We start from the raw sequence: 20,439 nt of genomic DNA, 5'->3' as shown, positions 1-20,439 counted from the left end.
GGTTGCTTCTCTACATGGATGAAACCACGCGCAGCAAGTTTAGATAAACTTAGTATTCCCATTTGTGAGAGGTTTAATCACTAATAATTAGTTAAAGAGATTATGAATTACTGAATTTATTAATCAGACAATATGGTATTCCTATTTGAGATGTGAACAACACAGATCAGTGAATCCTTAGACAAGCTAGGTGTATCTTATGAGTGAAGTATTCACCAATTCTGTCTTCTGATTCCTTTTTATATAATCGGCAGGGAAATTATAAATTCTGTTCCCTCACCTAAAATCGAATTAACCGTAATTTTACCGCCGTGCTTTTCTTCGATAATTTGCCGCGCGATCGCTAATCCTAAGCCAGTACCTTTACCGACTCCCTTGGTAGTAAATAAATGGTCAAAGATTTTATGTTTTACCTCTGCACTCATTCCTTTACCATTATCAGCAATGGAGATTTTGACAAATTTATCTGCTATTGATGTGGTGATTGTAATTTGGTTAGGATGAGCTTGAATTTCTGCAAAACTCCGTCCGTGATTTGATTCATCTAAAGCATCAATGGCATTCGCCAAAATATTCATAAATACCTGATTTAATTGCCCAGGGAAACATTCAAGTTGAGGTAAATTAGCGTAATTAGTTACTACTTCAATCGCCGGACGTTGTTCGTTGGCTTTGAGACGATGTTTGAGAATTAAAATTGTACTATCAATGCCTTCGTGAAGATTAAATGGTACTTTGTAATCTCTGTCAGCACGGGAAAAAGTGCGTAGGGAAGTGCTGATATTTTTTAATCTGTCGCAAGCCATTGTCATAGAATCCAGCATTTTAGGCAAGTCTTCTATGGTATATTCCAAATCAATTTCTGCCTCGTGGTCGAGGATTTCTTCAGTTTTATCGGGTAAGGTTTCTTGATAGATTTTTAAGTGTTCGATAATATCGGCAAAGGTGGGTTTAGCTTGTTTGAGAGTAGCTGCAATAAAGCCCAAAGGATTATTCATTTCGTGGGCGACACCAGCGACTAAGTTACCCAAGGCTGACATTTTCTCAGTTTGCACCATTTGTAATTGGGCTTGTTGTAAGTCTTGTAATGCTTGTTCTAACTGTTGGGCATATTCCTGAGAACGTTGATAAAGTTGGGCATTTTCTAGGGAAATAGCAGCTTGGGCGCAAAGTAGGTTGAGTAGTTCAACGCGTTCGCTCGTAAACGCCCCCTTTGCTAAATTATTTTCTAGATATAAAATCCCCAGCAACTTACCTTGATTTAAAATCGGACTACACAAAATACTCTTTGGCTGTTGACGGATAATATAGGGGTCATTGGCGAAAGTGATATCTGCGATCGCATCCAATAAAACAACAGTTTGTTGGTTGTTTTTGACTTTGTAAATGAGTTTTTGGGGAATATCTTGGCTGTCTTCAATCGCAAGACTTTGCAAGACGACTGGGTTTGTTCCTTGGGTAATTGCACCTTGAATTAATAGATGGTTGTCTTGCAATAGCATTAACACGCATTTATCAGCCCCAGCAGTTTCAATCACGATGGAAAGCAACGATGCAAGTAGTTTTTCTAGTTCAATTTCCCCAGAGATAGTTTGAGAGGCTTTAAGAATTGCGGTTAAATCTAGGGTATCTGAGACACTGGTGCTAGAACTGGAAGAACGTGTAGATGTGACAGTCCCCAAAGTGAAGATAGTTTCGTTCGTAGAAAAAGCCGCACGAGTTTGCTGTAATATGGGTGCAAGTAGTTGGGGATAGCGTTTTTCTAAGTCGGCAACTTTGGCTTTTGCTCCCCAACGGGCATAACAATAGTAGGCTTGAATCATGTATTCTTGAGCTATACGCTGTTTGCCCCAATCTAGATAAAATTTAGCGGCTAGTTCGTTTGCTAGTGCTTCTTCTTGGAGGTAGTCGTTTTCTTGAGCCAATGAGATGGCACGATCGTAATAATCGCTCGCCTCTAAAGGATTACCAGAAATGTGCGCCATTTCAGCCGAAAGCAGTAGATATCGATGTAGAAAGTTCGCAGAACAAGTCTCGGACTGACGTTTTAAGAGTTGCTGTTGTTGTTGTAGAATGCCCCAATACTGGATTTTTGTCTCTGCGGTGACTGTAGGATACAAAGCAGCTAAGGAGAGCGGGTAGTAGAAGTGATATTGAATAATCGGGAAAAAATTTCCCGCCGCGCCCATCGTTTGCTCAATTTCTGCTGCTGAAGCGATCGCCTCAGTATAACGACCGTAGAGGTAGAGTAACTGAATCTTTAGTTGGTTATACCAATTAATACAATATGTTACCTGCTTTTGTCGCCAAACTTCAATGTAGGGAGTTGTTCGATCTACTAACCCATCGTCCAACAAATCGGTAACTTCTGTTAAAGCTTGCAAATGCAGCAGAAATTCTCTCTGCAAGCTAAACATATACAGCATATTTTGATCGTTGACTCGCTCGACGTAGCTGTGATATTTCTCGGTTTCAGCGTATACTTCGTTGAGCGGGTCGCCTTTAATCAGATGAGTCCAAGTAATAAACACAACTGACCAAACACCATAGAGCAGATCGCCTATTTCCTGACAAATTCGGAATGATTCGTCATAAATCGGTAAATTTGTCTTAATATGTCTGCTATAAAGATTAATTGCATGACAAAAGTGATTGTTACTTTTGACAATAAACGGTAACGCCTCAAATTGACGATCAAGCGCAGAGGCCAATTGACCAAACTCATAAGCTTTTTGATACTCCCCTTGATTCACCAAACTAATCCCATAAAAACAGTAAGCAAAACCAGAACTTTCTGCTGCGCCATAGTTCAATGACAAATCCAACATGAGGAGGTTGGATAAAAAGCCAAGTTCCTCATTACCGATTAAGTAAGCAGCAGTACACATACCCAACAGTAATTTCATCTGGGCTTTTTGCAGCGTCGCGGTCATTTTTGCTTGTTCTAGCAAAGATGAAAGTTCGATTGTTGCTAATTTTGCTTGTACTTTTTCGAGTTGAGCTTGAATCTCAGTTGGCAGCGCAGTGCGATCGGGTACTGTAATACCTAACACTCTTAATCCTTCCTGTGCAGCTGCAAAACCTGCTGCCAAATTTTCACCCTGAACAATCCGCAGAGTTGACAAACTAGCATAAATCTCTGCTTTATGAATGTCATCTGGAGTATTCTGCAAAGCAATATCATATAACTTTTCTGCCTGAGCAAAATTGCTATTAAAATATTCACATTCTGCACAATCTCGATATAAATCAAAAGTAAGTTGATAGTGATTTTGCCAACTATCTATCGATAATAGTTTAATGCCTACTTCCAAATACTTAACGGCTGATTTATAAGCGGTTGAAGTTTTGGCTTTCTTGCCAGCCAATAAATTTAATTCAGCTAACTCATAGCATTCTGATGCCTGAATAATAATGTCAATACCTTTATTCAACTGATTGACAATATCAAAAATCTTGAGTTCTATGGCTGCAACATCTGTGTTTTTCCATAGCAGTTGACCGACTTGATAGTGAGTTGCTTGTTTTTGGTCATCGGGAATTAGAGAATAAGCGGCTTGTTGTACTCTGTCGTGTATAAATTTGTAATTAACAGTCTGTTGATTTGCCGATATACTTACAAGATTTTCTTGCCCAACATAAAACTTATAAACATCACCAATGGGTATAATCAACCCTTCTTGTAATGCTTTCCACAAACAAGCTGCTGTTTCAATTTGAGATTGTTCTGCAACAATTGCTAAAGTTGCTAAATCAAAAGAATTACCAATACAAGCTGCCAGTTTGATGATTTCTTGTGTTGAGGGCGGCAGTTTCTGCAATTGCCAACTCATAAAAGCTACAACATCATCTGTAACCGCTTGCGCCTTTACTTGGGAAATATCACATTCCCAACAACCTAATTCAAAATCAAATTGAATCAGTCTATCTTGATGTAATGCCTTGAGAAACTGGGTAGCGAAAAATGGATTACCTTGAGTTTTTTGATAGATTAATACAGAAAGATTCCATGCCAAAGCTTCTGAACATTTGAGTGTGTCAGCAACTAACTGATTCACTTGCACTTGACTGAGTGGTACTAAGTTAATTGTGTTAATTGTTGCTTGTGTCTTTTGGATTTCACTCAAAGTCAACAATAATGGATGTCCTGAATGGACTTCGTTATCACGATATGCACCAATAATAAAAAGATACCCAATATCAGCCATTAATAGCTGCATTAATTTTAATGATGCGGAATCAGCCCATTGCAAATCATCGAGAAACATCACTAGGGGATGTTCAGGGGTTGTAAAGACTTGGGTGAATTTTTGAAATAATAAATTAAAGCGATTTTCGGCGGCGGCTCCTGATAATTTTTTAGCTGGTGCTTGTTTGCCAATAATGTTTTCTAATTCGGGAATGACTTCAATAATGACTTGTCCATTTTCCCCGACAGCCTCTACTATTTTATGTTTCCATTGCTGGATTTGTACATCGCTTTCGGTCAATAATTGCCCCATTAAATCGCGGAATGCTTGCACAAATGCCGAAAAGGGAATATTACGTTGAAATTGGTCATATTTACCTTTAATAAAATAGCCACGTTGTCTAACAATTGGTTTATGCACTTCGTTAACAACTGCTGTTTTACCAATTCCCGAAAACCCAGCCACCAGCATCATTTCCGTTGTACCCTGGCTGACTCTTTCAAATGCTTCTAGTAGGGTATTTACTTCGGTTTCTCTGCCATATAATTTATCAGGAATAATGAAGCGATCGCACAAATCCCGACTCGCAATTGCAAAACTCTGAATCTCACCAGTTTCTCTTAGTTGATTTAAGCATTTTTCTAAATCAAATTTTAATCCTAATGCACTCTGATATCTATCTTCAGCATTTTTCGCCATCAACTTACTGACGATTTCTGAGATAACTGAGGGGATATCTCGATTAATTGCGTGTAATAATGGGGGAATTTTCGCAATGTGAGAATGTACCAATTCCATCGCATCATTAGATGAGAATGGTAACTCACCTGTGAGGAATTCATAAAAAGTCACACCCAAGGAATAAAAATCTGTGCGATAATCAATACCCCGGTTCATTCTCCCTGTCTGTTCGGGAGATATATAAGCGAGTGTGCCTTCTAATACGTTGGGGTTAACTAGGGTTTGGGTTTCTCTGGGTAGGAGTGATGCAATACTAAAGTCGATTAATTTGATTTGCTTGGTTTCAGGATTAATTAAGATATTGCTGGGTTTAATATCTTTATGAATAATTCGCTCGTGGTAGAGTAAGTTGAGAGTGTCGCAGAGTGCGATCGCTAAAATTAAAAACTCTTCTAAAGATGCAAGACCCTGATTTTTGCTGAAATAATCCTTGAGAGAAATTCCCCCAAAGTCTTCCATAACTAACATATAGCCATTATGTAAGGGTTCAAGGCTATAGGTTTGGATAATCAGAGGTGAGTTGAGATTTTTGCCAATAGTGTATTGATTGCGAAATAACAACAGTTCGCTAAAGCTGGGATAAGGATTTTTCAGCAGTTTTATGACTACTGGTATTGAGTCGCTTTCTCTGACTGCGCGGTAAACCAGCGTTCTCGAACCATTGTAGAGTTCTTCACTAATGCGATATCCGGGAATCTTCACAAGCGTGTCAATCATAATATCTAAATCTTGAAAATGTCTTGATTTAGTATTCCCAAACGCTCAACCTTACTCAATAGTAACGTAAAAATTTACACTGGCAGTTGGATGATAAATTCTGTCCCTTCCCCCAAAACAGAACTGACTGTGATTTGACCGCCGTGCTTTTCTTCGATAATTTGCCGCGCGATCGCCAGTCCTAACCCAGTACCTTTACCGACTCCTTTGGTAGTAAATAAATGCTCAAAGATTTTCTCTTGTACTTCTGCACCCATACCTTTGCCATTATCTTGAATATGAATATAAACTTGATGGGCAACAACTTGAGTACGAACAGTAATTTGTTGGGGATGAGTTTGTAATTCCGCAAATGTGCGGGTTTGGGCTATTTCATCAAACATATCAATAGCATTAGCCAAAACATTCATAAATACTTGATTTAACTGACCCGGAAAACATTCAACTAAAGGAATATTGCCATAATTTGTTTGAACATCAATAGTAGGACGTTTGTCATTAGCTTTTAAGCGATATTTTAAAATTAATAAGGTACTATCTAAACCTTCGTGAATATTAGCCATGACTTTGCTATCGGTGTCAGCACGAGAGAACGTCCGCAGACTCATACTAATTGATTTAATGCGCTGCATGGCTTCCGTCATCGAATCTAGCAAATGAGGTAAATCTGCAACTAAAAAGTCTAAATCAATGTCTTCAGCATTTTCTTGAATTGCCTCAACAGGTTGGGCATAATATTGCTGATAAAGTTCTAAATGCCCAATTAAATCCTGCACATATTCTTGGGCGTTGCTAATACTAGCATTGAGAAAACCAATGGGATTATTAACTTCATGGGCTACCCCCGCGACTAAATTACCCAAAGAAGCCATTTTTTCATTTTGTACCATCTGAATTTGGGCTTGTTTGAGTTCTTGTAAAGCTGTTTCTAATTCTTGGGATTTTTTATGAATTGCTGCTTCTGTTTTTTGGCGATCGCTAATATCTAAACCAATTGAAACTCCACCACAAACCTGACCATTAGCATCTAACATTGGGGCATTAAACCATTCACAAATAATCCGTCGACCATCTTTAGTAATATTTTCATTAATTGCGTGAGAACCACCATGTTCAGCTAAAATCGAAGCAGTCACATCATCTACATAAACATGATGTTCTTCCGGGATAATTATCCGCAAATTATTGCCGACAATTTCTGCTTGTGTATAGCCAAACAATTTTTCGGCGGCTGGATTACAATGTTGACATTCAAACTGAGTATTCCACTCGAAGATAGCGACTGGAGTTTGTTGAATGATGATTTGCAATCTTTGTTGAGATTTTTCTAAACGCTCAGATTTTTCTCGTTCTTGGGCGTGGAGGCGGGCGTTTTCTAGAGAAATCGCTGCTTGGGTGCAAAGAATTTCCAAAATGAGAATGCGATCGCGTGTAAATACTTCGCTAGTATACTGATTTCTTAAATATAAAACCCCAATCAAATTTCCTTGATTGAGTACTGGTAAACACAACACACTTTTTGGACGGTGGATATTTAAATATTCACTAATAACAGGCAAATCCGTTTGCAGATTATCAAATACGACAACTTCTTGAGTATTTTTGACATAATTGATCAGTTTAATTGGTAAATGATGATTATTTTCTAGAGGTTCAAAACAAACTTGGGTATTTTCAGGTGTGCCGATGGCTTTGAGATGCCAATTACCATCGCTATCAGGCAAGATTAAAGCACAGTAATCGCCACCAGAATTTTGCAAAATAATCTCTGTGAGTTTTTGTAACAGTTCATCTAAATCAATTGTGCTAGATAATGCTTGAGAAGCTTTGATGATGGCGGTAAAATCTAGGGCAGTATTAATACTAGAGCTAGAAGCTTGATTGACTTGTGTAGAAGAGTGAATTGAGAGATTCGGGACAAACAAATTTTCGATATTTTCCCAGATGTTGAGAGTAGGGTTAATCTGTTGAAGAATGGGACGTAACAAGTCAGGGTAGCGATATTCTAAATCTTCGGTTTTGGCGATCGCACCCCAACTGGCATAGTAATAGTAAGCGGTTTGCATATAAACTGAAGCAATTTTTTCTTTACCCCAGTCGAGGTAAAATTTAGCAGCGAGTTCGTTACTCAGTGCAGCTTCTTGGAGATATTCATTTTCAATTGCACCTGCGATCGCGCGATCGTAAAGGTCAATAGCTTCGCAAATATTACCAGATAGCCGCGCTATTTCTGCTGCTAATAAATTATATTTATGCAGAAAGTTTTCGGGACAATTATTTGCCCATATTTTAATCTGTTGTTGATGTTGAAGAATAATTTGCCAGTAAGATTTTTGTTCTTCGGGTGTTGCTTGGGGGTAAAGAGCAATGAGACTCAGAGGATAATAAAAGTGATATTGAATAATTGGGAAACTACTACCATTAGTAGTCAGAGTTTGTTGATTAGCGATCGCAGTTTTGACTGCATCAACATAATCACCATAAATATAAGATAGCTGAATTCTCAAAAAACAGTACCAATTGATACCAGAAGGAAAATTATTTTTCCGCCAAATTTGAATACAGTTAATATCTTCACTATCCCAATTGGCTAGTAATTCAGTGTAATGTATCCTCCCCTGTAGATGTAATAAAAATTGTTGTTGTTGGAGAAAGCCTTGTAATATGTTGATATCATTGGCTTTTTGGACATAATCTGAATAATTCTCCATTTCCGCATAAACATCTATCAAATTCTTGCCTTGAATTAACAACGTCCAAATAATGAACAAAACCGCCCAAACACCAAATACTAAATCTCCACATTCATGGCAAATATTAAATGAACGTTGGTAGAGGGGTAAATTAGTTTTTAACGGTTTAATGTAGGGATTAATCGTATGACAAAATATATTACTATTTTGGGCAAGATATTGTGGATGATTAAATTTTTGATCAAGCTCTAGGGCTTGCTTGCCAAATTGATAGGCGGTTTGATATTCTCCTTGTTCAATGAGTGCCATTCCATAAAAGCAGTAACCAATACCAGAGTTTTCGCAATTGCCATACTCAAAAGAAGTATTGAGCATTAACAAGCGGATTAATTGATTGATTTGATGGCTACCTGTGAGATAAGTGATAGAACATAAAACACTTAAAAGCTTCATACAAGCTTTTTTGTTGGGGTCAGCCATTACAGGCAAATTCAGCAGATGATAATAAATCTCAGTTGTGCGGAATGATGCTAATTTCTTTAATTCAATATCAATGGCAGATTGAATTGCTGTGGATAGGGTTGGTAGACTCATTCCCAAAGCATCTAAAGCTTTTAACCCAGCCGCAATGGCAGCATTAAAATCGTCGCCTTGGGTGATTTTTAGCATCATTAAATCTGCATGAATATCAGCTTGATCGAAAATATTTCGTGAATGCTGTAAAGTAATTGCAAATAATTCTTCAGCCCTGGCAAAATCTCCCAGAAAATATTCACACTCTGCCTGTTCTTTATACAAAGAAAATATCAAGTGATAATTATTTTGCCAACTATCATCTGATAACACACTAAGTCCTGTTTGAAAATATTTTATAGCTGCTTTATAAGCAGTAGAAATTTTAGCCTTTTTACCTGCTATGAAGTTTAATTGAGCAAATTCATCTTTCTCTAGTTGCTGAGTGATATAATTAATGCCGCGATACAGATGATTGACAATATCAAAAATTCTATTTTCCTGTTGCTCTAGCGGAGTATTGCATAATAATTGTTTTCCGATTTGATAATGGGTGATTTGCTTTTGGTCATCGGAAATAAGAGAATAGGCAGCTTGTTGAATGCGATCGTGTAGAAATTGATATGTAGGATTAATGCTATTTTCTACCTCATAACCACCAATCTCATCAGACTGTAATAACTGATAAACTTGGCTGTTAGGTAAAATAAACCCTGCTTGCAAAGCTTTCCATAATGCTTTTGCTGTCTCCTGTGGCGATAATTCTGAGATCAGCATTAAGGTTGCTAAATCAAAAGTGTTACCAATACAAGCAGCTAACTTCAACACTTTTTGCGTGACATCTGGCAATTTCTGTAATTGCAACGCCATGAACTGGACTATATCATCAGTGAGTGATAGTGTATTGACTTGGACAAGATCACATTCCCAAAAGCGGTGATCGCAATTAAAGGTAATATATTTTTCTTCATGTAATGCTTTGAGAAACTGAATGGTAAAAAAAGGATTACCTTGAGTTTTGCGGTTGATTAATTCTGTAAGTGGTTTAGCCAATTCTAAAGAGCAATTTAATGTCTCCGCCAGCAAATAATTAATATCATCAATCTCTAAAGGTCTCAGAGTGATTTTATTAATCCTTGCCTGTGTTTTGTTGAGTTCTTCCAGCAATAACAGTAATGGGTGAGTTGCTGATATTTCATTATCTCGATATGCACCTAACACCAACAGATAATGACTTGTTTTGATGAGGGTTTTAATCAACTCCAAAGAAGCTAAATCTGCCCACTGTAAATCATCTAAAAATATTACTAAAGGATGCTCGGCAGTGGTAAATATATTAATAAACTTTTGAAATAACAAATTAAACCGATTTTGTGCCGCACTAGCCGCTAACTCCGCTACAGGTGGTTGTTGACCAATAATTAATTCTAATTCGGGTATTACGTCAATCAAAACTTGGGCATTGTCGCCTAAAACTGCCAAAATTTTTGCTTGCCATCGCTGAAGTTTGATGTCAGATTCGGATAGTAACTGTCCCATCAAGTCGCGGCAGGCTTGCACAAAACCACCCAAGGGAATGTTACGACTAAATTGGTCAAATTTCCCTTTAATAAAATAGCCTCGTTGTTGGAGAATTGGTTTATGCACTTCATTGATCACGGCGGTTTTACCAATCCCGGAAAAACCAGCAACTAGCGTTAATTCTGCCGTACCTGCTGATACACGTTTAAAAGAGCTTAATAATGCGCCAACTTCGGCTTTTCGTCCATAGAGTTTTTCGGGAATGAGGAAGCGATCGCAAATATCCCACTCACCAATTGTAAAATAGTCTAATCTACCAGTTAATTGATATTCTGTCAGACATTTTTCTAAATCAAATTTTAAACCTAAAGCTGTTTGATAACGGTCTTCAGCATTTTTCGCCATCAATTTCATCACAATCTCGGCAATGACTTGGGGGATTTTTGCATTGTTCAATTCATCTGGTTGTTTAGCAATATGACAATGCACTAACTCCATTGGATCATCACAGATAAAAGGTAAATTCCCTGTGAGTAATTCATAAAATGTCACACCCAAAGAATAAAAATCACTGCGGTAATCAATACCTCGATTCATTCTCCCCGTTTGTTCAGGAGAAATATAAGCAAGTGTCCCTTCTAAGACATTCGGATTTTTAATTTCTTGGGTTTCTTTAGGCAGTAATGAAGCAATACTAAAATCAATAAGCTGAATTTGTTTGGTTTGGGGATGAATTAAAATATTGGCAGGTTTAATATCTTTGTGAATAACGCGATTTTGGTGTAAATCGTGGATAATTTGCGTTAATTGGAGAGCAATCTCTAAAAATTCTCCTATACTGATATATTTGGTTTTGGCATACTCTCTTAAAGCAATTCCCCCAGTATCCGCCATGACCAAGATATAACTATTTTTATAAGTTTCTAAAGCTAAGGGATGAATAATTCCCGGAATATCAATATTTTTACTAATATTATATTGATGGCGAAATTGCAATAATTCTTGTAAGGTTGGATGTTCGGAAGTTAAAACTTTAATTACTACTGGCATCTGATCAAATTGACGCATAGCTCGATATACTATGCTGCGAGAACCTGCATATAGTAATTCGCTAATTTGATATCCAGGAATCAGAGGAATGCAATATTCAGTAGTCATGTATGTACGCCTTTATTTCAGTTAGCGTTTGCCTATCTAAATAGATAAAGCTGAAACATCAAAATTTATTATTCCCTTGCCGTTCATATCAAATAACACAAATACTGAAAATTAGTATATTTTCAGGCATCTTTACATAGATTTTATAGGGATTTTCAGAGCTATGGTAGTATGCCCTTAAAGCAGTGATAAACCAAGCATTATTTAGTAATATTGAAAATATCAGGTTTCTCAGAATTGGTGTGGGGGTTGTTTCATACCTAAACCCCCAATACGGTTCGGATAAGAAACTTACTTGTGTAGGCAAGCAAGGGTGCAGAGGTGAAAGGGGGAACGAAGGTACGCTCTCCCCTGCACCTGAAGCTCCTCCGCCCCCCTGCTCACCTCAACATTTCCAGCAAGTTGCTAAAACACCACTCCTACGCCTGTAAAATCCCGCGTCCATTTTCGGCAAATTCATCAATGGTTTGCACTGACAATTCGTGATTTGTCATCGACTGCAACATTGCTAAGGGTAAGGTGAGATGGTGAGCGCCAGCTTGTAGGGATGCGACGGCTTCTTGGGGAGATTTGATGCTGGCTGCCATAATTTCTGTGTTGCTTCCCTTTAAAACACTTGCCATTTCCCGGACTAATGCCACTCCATCACCTAATAGTCTAGTCGCTCGATTGACATAGGCGATCGCATATTTTGCCCCAGCTTCTTGAGAGACTGCGGCTTGGGCTGCACTGTATATAGCTGTGACTGCACAGGGAATTTCTGGTGCTAGTTCAGCCACCACCTGAAAACCAACTAAGGAAGCGGGAATTTTTAAGACTGTTTGCTGTCCAATTAACTCAAAGGCGGCTCTGCCTTCTGCTACCATTTCTTCAAATTCAGCAGCCATCAATTGATAAAACACTGGCCCTGTAGTTAATTGTGCCAGTTGTTTTAACGTCGTCTCAACCGGTAACGGGCTTTTGGCTAATAATGTTGGGTTAGTAGTGATGCCTTTTACCCAACCTAACTTTTTAGCAGCTTCTGCTTCGGCTGCGATCGCTGAGTCCAAAAATAAGGTCACTGAATTATTTTCCTTAAAGTCCCATCGCTGGCATCATACCAATTTTAGCTTGATAATTTCAGTCTTTTTTGGCTGATTATAATTCCAGAGTCAAAATTCTGTAGCTATAATTTTGGAAAAAGCAGCATAAATTTTAGTAATTTATGATTGCTAACTCTATAAATATATAGATTTATTACCATTTGAATGGAATATAGCAGAAGGCAGGAGGGAAAGTCTTACTATTCCTGTCACTCAAGCTGTGAAATTGTCCTAACATCTCTGACTACTGTTAAGAATGGGTGTGAGGATTTTGAACACTTACACCATTTGGCTGATCCTCACGCCAAAACCCTGACACCCTTACAAGAGACAAAATTGATAAACTAAGGTTTGATTTGCCAAACTTTAACAGATTTATCACCACTACCACTATATAAAGTCTGACCATCACTACTCAAGGCAAGTCCATAAATGCCGCCGCCATGTCCAATCAACTCCAAGACTGATTTTCCAGTGATGATATCACGCACTATAATTGATCTACCTAAACCGCCACTAACAAATGTCTTGCTATCGGGACTGATAACTAAGGCATCAATACTTGAACCCAACGAAAAATTATGAATTAACTTTCCTGTGTTCAAGTTCCAAGCTTTGAAACTTTTGCCATCTGTAGTCCTAACCCCAGCAGATTGAAAACTATCATCATAGCCACCACTCAGTAGCATTTTCCCATCATTGCTAACAGCAAGAGTAATTGGAGATGATGCTTTTTCTGAACCAGTAATCAGTTCTTCTTTTTTAGGTAGGGGTGGGGTAAAACTGCGTAATTCTTTACCTGTTAGCATATTCCAAACTCGAATTTTACCGCCGTTTTCACCGCCACTATAGAGAGTTTTTCCGTCACGACTAATCGCAAGTGCTGTTGCTTCTACTTTCAAGATACGATCAATTTTGCGAGTTTTGAGATTCCGAAATTTGATGGTTGTATCACCACTACCACTAATTAAAGTTTGTCCATCTGGGGTCAATAACATGGCTCTCACCCCTGTTTTTTCGCCAATTGTGCGAATTTGCTCGCCTGTTTGCGTATTCCAAAATTTGATAGTGTTATCGAAACTAGTACTAATCAAAGTTTGAGCGTCTGGAGTAATTACTATTGATTTAATTTGCTCTTTATGCCCAGTTAAAGTCCGAAGTAATGCACCTGTCTTGGGATTCCAAAGCTTGATTGTTTTATCATCGCTACCACTAGCAAGAAGTTGACCATTGGGTGCAAGAGCTAATGCCCGAACAGGTTCAGTATGTCCTGATAAAGTTAATTTTAAACGCTGCGGTTTATCAGCCTTTGTAGCAACAGAAGATGTATCTGCTACAACTTGCAGGCTTGTAACCATACTCAAGGGTATAGATAAGAAAAAGCCAAGTAATGTTAAGGTTTTAAATACAAAAGGTAGTTGCATAGTGATACAGTAATCCTATTCGATTATTACTTCTATCTTTAAAGTATAGGAAAACACCTGTATTTGTATGACTTATTTCATATTTATGTAACACTGATTTTTAAAAGTACTGTCTTTAATATCTATACTATGAAAAACGATCAATGGCAGACACTCAAACAAAAACTGACTGATGAAGCAGACTTATCCAATATCTGGGTATTTTATATGGATAATTTTGCAGATCATCCAGAATTTACTGATTTGGGTGAGCCTGCTTATAATCAATACCTCGATAATGTTATTAGCAAAACTTGTCAGCAAATGTTTGGCAGAGAAATCAAGATTACCGACCTTTTCTTAATTTATATTGCCGAACATCATTTATTTCATGGAGCTTTCTTTGTTGAACGGCGGATTGGAGGTGTGATTTATTTCGAGGATATCAAAGTAGGGTTAATTGCAGTCTCGGCAGATTATCCACCTACGGATATGGTTAAATATTCTCGTTTTTCTGAAGTACTGCAATTACCCAAACCTAATCGCAATGATCTCAATTAAATAAAACCCTCAGAGGATGTTTGGAAAGTCATGAAAGATACTAAAAACCCCTCTCCAAACCTCTCCCCGCTTCGGGGAGAGGCTTTGAGTCTTGCGCCCTTTCCCTCGTAGGGAAGGGGTTGGGGGTTAGGTTTAAAAGAAAGTTACACACGACGTTAATTAGGTTTTGATTAATAAAAACTACCAGACTTGCGATGTTCAATCGCGGTCATGCCATCATTAGTTAACATTTCACCTTTATCTACAACAGCATAAATCAGCCATCGATCGCCACATTCGAGTTGATTTTGGACTGTGCATTCTAAATAGGCTAATGCGTCATCAAGAACCAAACAACCATTAGTAGCAGTTTGGGTAGAAAGATTCGCAAATGGGTTATCGCCGGAAGTGCTTTGGCGGGAAAAATAGCGGCGCACATTTCTACCTTCTTTGAGAATATTTAACACAAATTTATCACCGGGATGACGCATTAAGTCAGCATTTTGTTCTGGAGAAATGGCAATCATAATTCCGGGTGGGTTAAAGGTGGCTTGTGATACCCAAGAAGTTAAAATTCCTTTGTGACTGTTTTGGTCACGAGTTGTTACAACGCACAAAGACCCAATTATTCTCCCGACGGCTTGTTCTGTGCGGTCTACTTGTGCTTCTGTAACGGCTTGGCGGGGAACACGCAGTTTTTTGGTTTTTTTCAAGGTTTGAGCAAAAGTAGCACCTGCATCTTTACACTGTTGCAGAGTCTCAGCCGTGGGACTAAAGCGCACTCTAATGGTTTCAAAACCTAAGCGATAATTTGCATCTGTGAGTTTGCTTTCTAATAAATCAATGGCTTCACCACTCCAACCGTAGGAACCAAAGACACCTGCTAATTTTGTTTTGGTGGCTGTTGATAAAATTATCCCCAAGGCTGTTTGAATTTGGGTGGGTGCATGACCGCCTAAAGTGGGGGAACCGATAATAAAGCCGTCGCAGGCTTCGATAATGCGAGTAATTTCGGCTGTGTCTACTAGTTCGCAGTCAATTGATTCTACATTAATGCCGTTTTGAATTAATCCTTGAGCGATCGCATTCGCTACAATTGCCGTATTACCATAAGCGGAAGCATATAATAAGGCGACGCTAAATTCCTGAGCTTTCTGCCCTTGACACCATTGGCGGTAATCATAAGTAAAGCGGCTCAAACTGTAACGCACAACCGGGCCATGTGCTGGTGCATAATATCTTGCACCTAATGTAGCCAATTTATCTAAAGCAACTTCGACTTGTTTAGCTTGGGGTGCATGAAGACATTCAAAATAGTAACGGCGTTCTGCGTCTAATTTTTTCCAGTCTTCGTCAAAAAAGGTGTCTTCGCAGATATGTGCGCCAAAAAATTTGTCTGTATACAGAATTTTACTGGCAGAATCATAAGTACAGAGTCCATCTGCCCAACGGGGAGTCGGTACAGTCACGAATGACAACAAATGGCCTTGTCCCAAATCTAAAGTATCTTCTGAACGTACTGCTTGAATGTGTGACTCTAATTCGGGAAAGGTGGATTTTAAAGCATTAACCGCCGGACGAGAACAAATTATTGTTGCTTGTGGTGCATGAGATAGCAATACTTTCAGGGTAGCGCGGCGGTTGGGGTTGACGTGGTTGAGAATGATGTAATCTAGGGTTGCTAAATCTAGATGTTGTGTTAATTCGTGAATGTAGATTTCCGTAAACGATTCACCCGGTGGGTCAATTACAGCTTTTTTATCAGCTTGAATTAAATAAGAGTTGGCTGTAGTGCCTTTTTGGCGGGAATATTCAACCTCAAATTTTAGTCTGTCCCATGTGCGCGATCGCAAAATAATTGTATTTTGTCCAATTTCAGCAACCTGGACATCTCTAGGACGGCTGGGTGTGATAGTAGCAGTAGACATAATAACCTCTTAAAAAAAGTCTGGAGTCTGAAAATTTATCTTTTAAAGTTTTTAGTACAGGATGGTGTAAATGAATTTACTATTTACAACAAACCCTTTTTCTTGCCTTTTTCCTTTTTATTTGTGCATTTGTTTGTAGCGTTGTGATACTTGTTGTTCTGGATCAATGCCTTCAAAGGTTGGGGGTAGCCAAACTCGCAAGACTAATAATATTCCTAGAACTAATAAGAATGCACAAGTCGCTAAAACTTGAGTCCAATTAGTTTCAAGTACGCCTTTAACAATCACTTCTCGCAAGGCAGAAACAATCGAAACTTCTACTGCTACTCCAATAGATATGCGTTGTTCTTGTAAGTAAATAATCAGCAGTCGGAACAACTCAACCAAAATCAGCAGAAATAAAATATCGGCGGTAACAACTTGGAAATTCAGAGGGGGAAGTAAGGAGAGAAACATATCTCTTACCTGAATCACCATGAAGCTAAATAAGCCAATACATAGAGAAATTACAATTACATCTTGAATAAGTTCTAGACTGCGAACAATGCGACCCCGATTGAGTTCGTAGGTAGTAATTGGGTTATTATCAACAGGCTTATACATGACTTCTTTTGTGGAGTGGGTATTAATTAAGTAAAAAGGTAAAAGAATCTTTTCTTTATACTTTTGACTTTTACATTTTTACTTTTGACTTGATTTAGTATGCGTGAATGTTGGGTTCCGTTCCTCCACCCAACCTACACCAGTCTCAGTTGTTACCTTAACTGAACTGTATTGGGTTTTAGCTTAATTAAGTAAAAAGGTAAAATTAAGTCTTTGATTATGACTCAGCACTATTCGCTTTTGCCTTTTACCTTTTTACTTTTGACTTGATTTAGTAGTGATTACCAATTTTGCGGTGATGAACGGCGGTGAGTCCGTTGATGTTTGCGACTCTTCCAGTTTTCACAGTGCTGTAAATCACCCAATGATCACCACAATCCATGCGGCTGGTGATTTCACATTCCATGTAAGCTAAAGCGTCAGCCAGAATTGGACAACCATTAGCAGCAGGATAGGTTTTCACGCCAGCAAAGCGATCGCCACCAGGAGGGAAACGCTTGAGGAAGTGTTTCATATAGCCTTGGTACTTCCCTTCTTCCAGGACGTTTAACACAAAGCGATCGCCTACGTGCATTAATGATTCAATGGCGCGTTCTTTCGCCACAGCAATAGCTACACCAAACGGACTGGCGCTGGCTTGTGTCACCCAAGACGCAAACATGGCGCTTTGAATTTCTGCTTTCTTTGCGGTGATGATATATAAGCCTGTGCTAATGCGCCCAAGAGCTTTTTCTAAATCAGTGTTGATGGATTTGATTTGTTTGATGGCGCGATCGCGGTTTAACCAAAGTCCGATATCTGTTCCCGCTTCATCACACAATTGTTCTGTCACTCTGGTGGGAGTTTCTTTAATTAAAATTGGTGGAAAAGCTTCAGTTAAGCCAATTTCTTGAAACTTATTCCGCAATGGATAAACTGGTTCATCTTGCCCACCACCCGACTCAAATAAACCAATTGCTTGTTTATGATGAGCCGCAGCTAATATTGTACTCAATGCTGTTTGGGCAAGTGTAGCAGATTGGGGTGGCATTCCAATGACTAAACCCGCAGCTTGTGAAACTAATTCCCGAATTTCTTGCGGTTCAGTGTTATTCAGAGGAATTAACTCAACTACTACTCCAGTTCTGGTAATGCCATGTGCAATGTAACGTGCGATCGTTTCGCTATCACCGTAATCTTCTGTGTAGCATAAAGCAACAAATTGCTCAGTTTTCGTTTGTTCTAAGCTCCAATTTTGATAGCGGTCTAGCCATTCAGAAATGTGATGCTTTAATAATGGCCCGTGACCAGTGGCAATTGTAAATATTTCTAATTTTTCAATGCGTTTTAATGCTGCCAAAACTGAGCGAGCATTTGGCCCCATTAAGCAATCATAGTAATAATGAAAATCTTCTTCAATGATTGCTAAATTTTCATCAAAGGTATGGTCATCACAGTAGTGCATTCCAAACACATCACAGGTAAAGAGAATACCTGTTTTGTGGTCATAAGTAAAGATTGTATCCGGCCAATGCAAGTTAGGCGCTGAGATAAATTCTAATTCATGACCATTACCTAAATCTAAGCGATCGCCACTTTTAACCGTAATCGATTTAAATGGCTGGTGAACCATATTTTCTAAAAATTGAATCGCCACCTTTGCACCCACAACCGTAATATCTGGTGCTAATTGCAAGATATCTCTGACTAGTCCACTATGGTCGGGTTCTGTGTGACTAATAACTAAATAATCTATCTTGGTTGGCTCAATTAATCCCGTTAATATTTCTAGATACAGTTGCTCAAATTTGCGATGAGAAGTATCAACTAAAGCAATTTTTTCACCTTGAATTAAAAAAGAATTATATGTCGTTCCGTTGCGTAAACCAAATTCAACATCAAAACGTTCTCTATCCCAATCAAGGCAACGAATTGCAGTAGTTTGAGTGGCTATTTTAATAGTTTGGATAGTTAAACGTGATGGATTAGCAAGAATTGAAGTATTTTCTGTAAGTGCAACCATTGGGTTTCTCCAAAAATCAATTTATCTGGAGTGAATCTGCTTACTATTATGTTGGACTGTTATCTTCAATTAGTAAAATGCCAATTTCTAAAGACACTCATTAGTAAGTTTTATTCATGGCTCAATTTTGTTTACCATTGATTTATATCAATGTGTATCATTAGTTTTGAATGAAAAAATACCCAACTTCTGATAGAAGTAAGGTATTTAATAGCATTTTGGATTTTAGATTTTGGATTGGGTAATAGTTGATTGTTAAGCTTTTCCTCTCACTTCTAGGGAGAAGTAACTGTCAACTATCAACTGTTCATTGTTGAATTTTCACCGTTTAGCGACCAGTCATTTGCTCCAGCTTTTCGGGGTATCTAGCCCCTTGTACCGTAATCTTGGCGGCGGCTTCATCAATGTTACGCAGATCGTCGGGCGTAAGTTCGACTGAGACTGCACCAATGTTTTCATCCAGGCGATGCAGTTTCGTGGTGCCTGGAATCGGAACAATCCAGGGTTTCTGTGCCAGCAGCCAAGCAAGTGCAATCTGGGCTGGTGTTGCTTGCTTTTGTTGGGCGATCGCGCCAAGAAGATTAATCAAAGCTTGATTCGCCTTGAGAGCCTCTGGTGTGAAGCGAGGCAGGGTACTGCGAAAGTCAGAACTGTCGAAGGTGGCGTTCTCGTCAATTTTGCCAGTCAGAAAGCCCTTACCCAGTGGACTGTAAGGAACAAAGCCAATTCCGAGTTTCTCAAGAGTTGGTATCACTTCCGCTTCCGGCTTTCTCCACCACAGCGAGTATTCGCTTTGCAGTGCCGTCACAGGCTGAACGGCGTGGGCGCGGCGGATTGTTTGTACTCCAGCTTCAGAAAGTCCAAAGTGCTTCACTTTACCTGCTTGAATCAGTTCCTTCACCGCTCCAGCTACATCTTCGATCGGCACGTTTGGGTCAACCCGGTGCTGATAGAGCAAATCTATTGTTTCGACCTTGAGCCGCTTGAGTGAACCCTCTACGGCTTCCTTAATATGCTCTGGTCGGCTATTCAGTCCTGGTGAACCCTTCATACCACGAGGATCAGAATTAGGGCTGATGTCGAACCCAAATTTGGTGGCGATAATTACTTGGTCGCGGAAAGGAGCGAGGGCTTCACCCACAAGTTCTTCATTCAAGTACGGGCCGTAAACCTCGGCAGTGTCAAAGAATGTAACACCGCGATCGACTGCGGCCCCCAAAAGAGCAGTCATCTCCTGCTTGTCTTTGGGCGGGCCATAGGAAAAGCTCATTCCCATACAGCCCAGCCCGATTGCCGAAACTTCCAGATTACTGTTTCCCAGTTTTCGTTTTTGCATTGTTTGAATTCC

9 protein-coding genes are annotated in these 20,439 nt (G+C 39.0%); 1 reads left to right on the top strand and 8 read right to left on the bottom strand.

The genetic code is table 11. The features are described 5' to 3' along the window. Positions 1-239 precede the first annotated feature (239 nt). The 4 genes from H6G79_RS14170 to H6G79_RS14155 all read right to left on the bottom strand — a co-directional run bounded on the left by H6G79_RS14170 (position 240) and on the right by H6G79_RS14155 (position 14,039). A complete protein-coding gene (locus tag H6G79_RS14170) occupies positions 240-5,648 on the bottom strand; it encodes an ATP-binding sensor histidine kinase (protein ID WP_190589676.1) in 5,409 nt (1,802 codons plus the stop codon). Positions 5,649-5,722: 74 nt separating this feature from the next. Next, positions 5,723-11,533, bottom strand: a complete 5,811-nt coding sequence (locus tag H6G79_RS14165) for an AAA family ATPase (protein WP_190589677.1) — start codon at positions 11,531-11,533, stop codon at positions 5,723-5,725. A 419-nt stretch (positions 11,534-11,952) separates the two neighbouring features. Beyond that, positions 11,953-12,594 (bottom strand): transaldolase family protein, encoded by a 642-nt coding sequence (locus tag H6G79_RS14160; protein WP_190589678.1) that lies wholly within the window; start codon positions 12,592-12,594, stop codon positions 11,953-11,955. 365 nt (positions 12,595-12,959) lie between these two features. Then, positions 12,960-14,039: a WD40 repeat domain-containing protein gene (locus H6G79_RS14155; protein ID WP_190589679.1), complete on the bottom strand. Its 1,080-nt coding sequence runs from the start codon at positions 14,037-14,039 to the stop codon at positions 12,960-12,962. A 129-nt stretch (positions 14,040-14,168) separates the two neighbouring features. Here H6G79_RS14155 and H6G79_RS14150 point away from each other — a divergent pair, with 129 nt between their 5' ends. Continuing rightward, positions 14,169-14,579 carry a hypothetical protein gene (locus H6G79_RS14150; protein WP_190589680.1) on the top strand — a complete coding sequence of 137 codons (411 nt, stop codon included), beginning with the start codon at positions 14,169-14,171 and terminating at the stop codon, positions 14,577-14,579. A 170-nt stretch (positions 14,580-14,749) separates the two neighbouring features. Here the strand turns inward: H6G79_RS14150 and H6G79_RS14145 are convergent, their stop codons facing one another. The 4 genes from H6G79_RS14145 to H6G79_RS14130 all read right to left on the bottom strand — a co-directional run bounded on the left by H6G79_RS14145 (position 14,750) and on the right by H6G79_RS14130 (position 20,427). Next, complete coding sequence (locus H6G79_RS14145) at positions 14,750-16,486, bottom strand: diflavin flavoprotein (RefSeq protein ID WP_190589681.1); 1,737 nt, start codon at positions 16,484-16,486, stop codon at positions 14,750-14,752. A gap of 117 nt (positions 16,487-16,603) precedes the next feature. After that, entirely contained in the window at positions 16,604-17,089 is a 486-nt protein-coding gene (locus tag H6G79_RS14140; protein WP_190589682.1) for a phosphate-starvation-inducible PsiE family protein, read from the bottom strand. Positions 17,090-17,360: 271 nt separating this feature from the next. Then, positions 17,361-19,091 (bottom strand): diflavin flavoprotein, encoded by a 1,731-nt coding sequence (locus H6G79_RS14135; protein WP_190589683.1) that lies wholly within the window; start codon positions 19,089-19,091, stop codon positions 17,361-17,363. Positions 19,092-19,419: 328 nt separating this feature from the next. Next, complete coding sequence (locus H6G79_RS14130) at positions 19,420-20,427, bottom strand: aldo/keto reductase (protein WP_190589684.1); 1,008 nt, start codon at positions 20,425-20,427, stop codon at positions 19,420-19,422. Between the last annotated feature and the right edge of the window lie 12 nt (positions 20,428-20,439).

Origin of the sequence: Anabaena sp. FACHB-83, from assembly GCF_014697485.1 — a bacterium.
Lineage (GTDB): Bacteria > Cyanobacteriota > Cyanobacteriia > Cyanobacteriales > Nostocaceae > Nostoc_B.
Note: the sequence above shows the minus strand (reverse complement) of the source record. Positions and strands in the feature narration are given on the sequence as shown.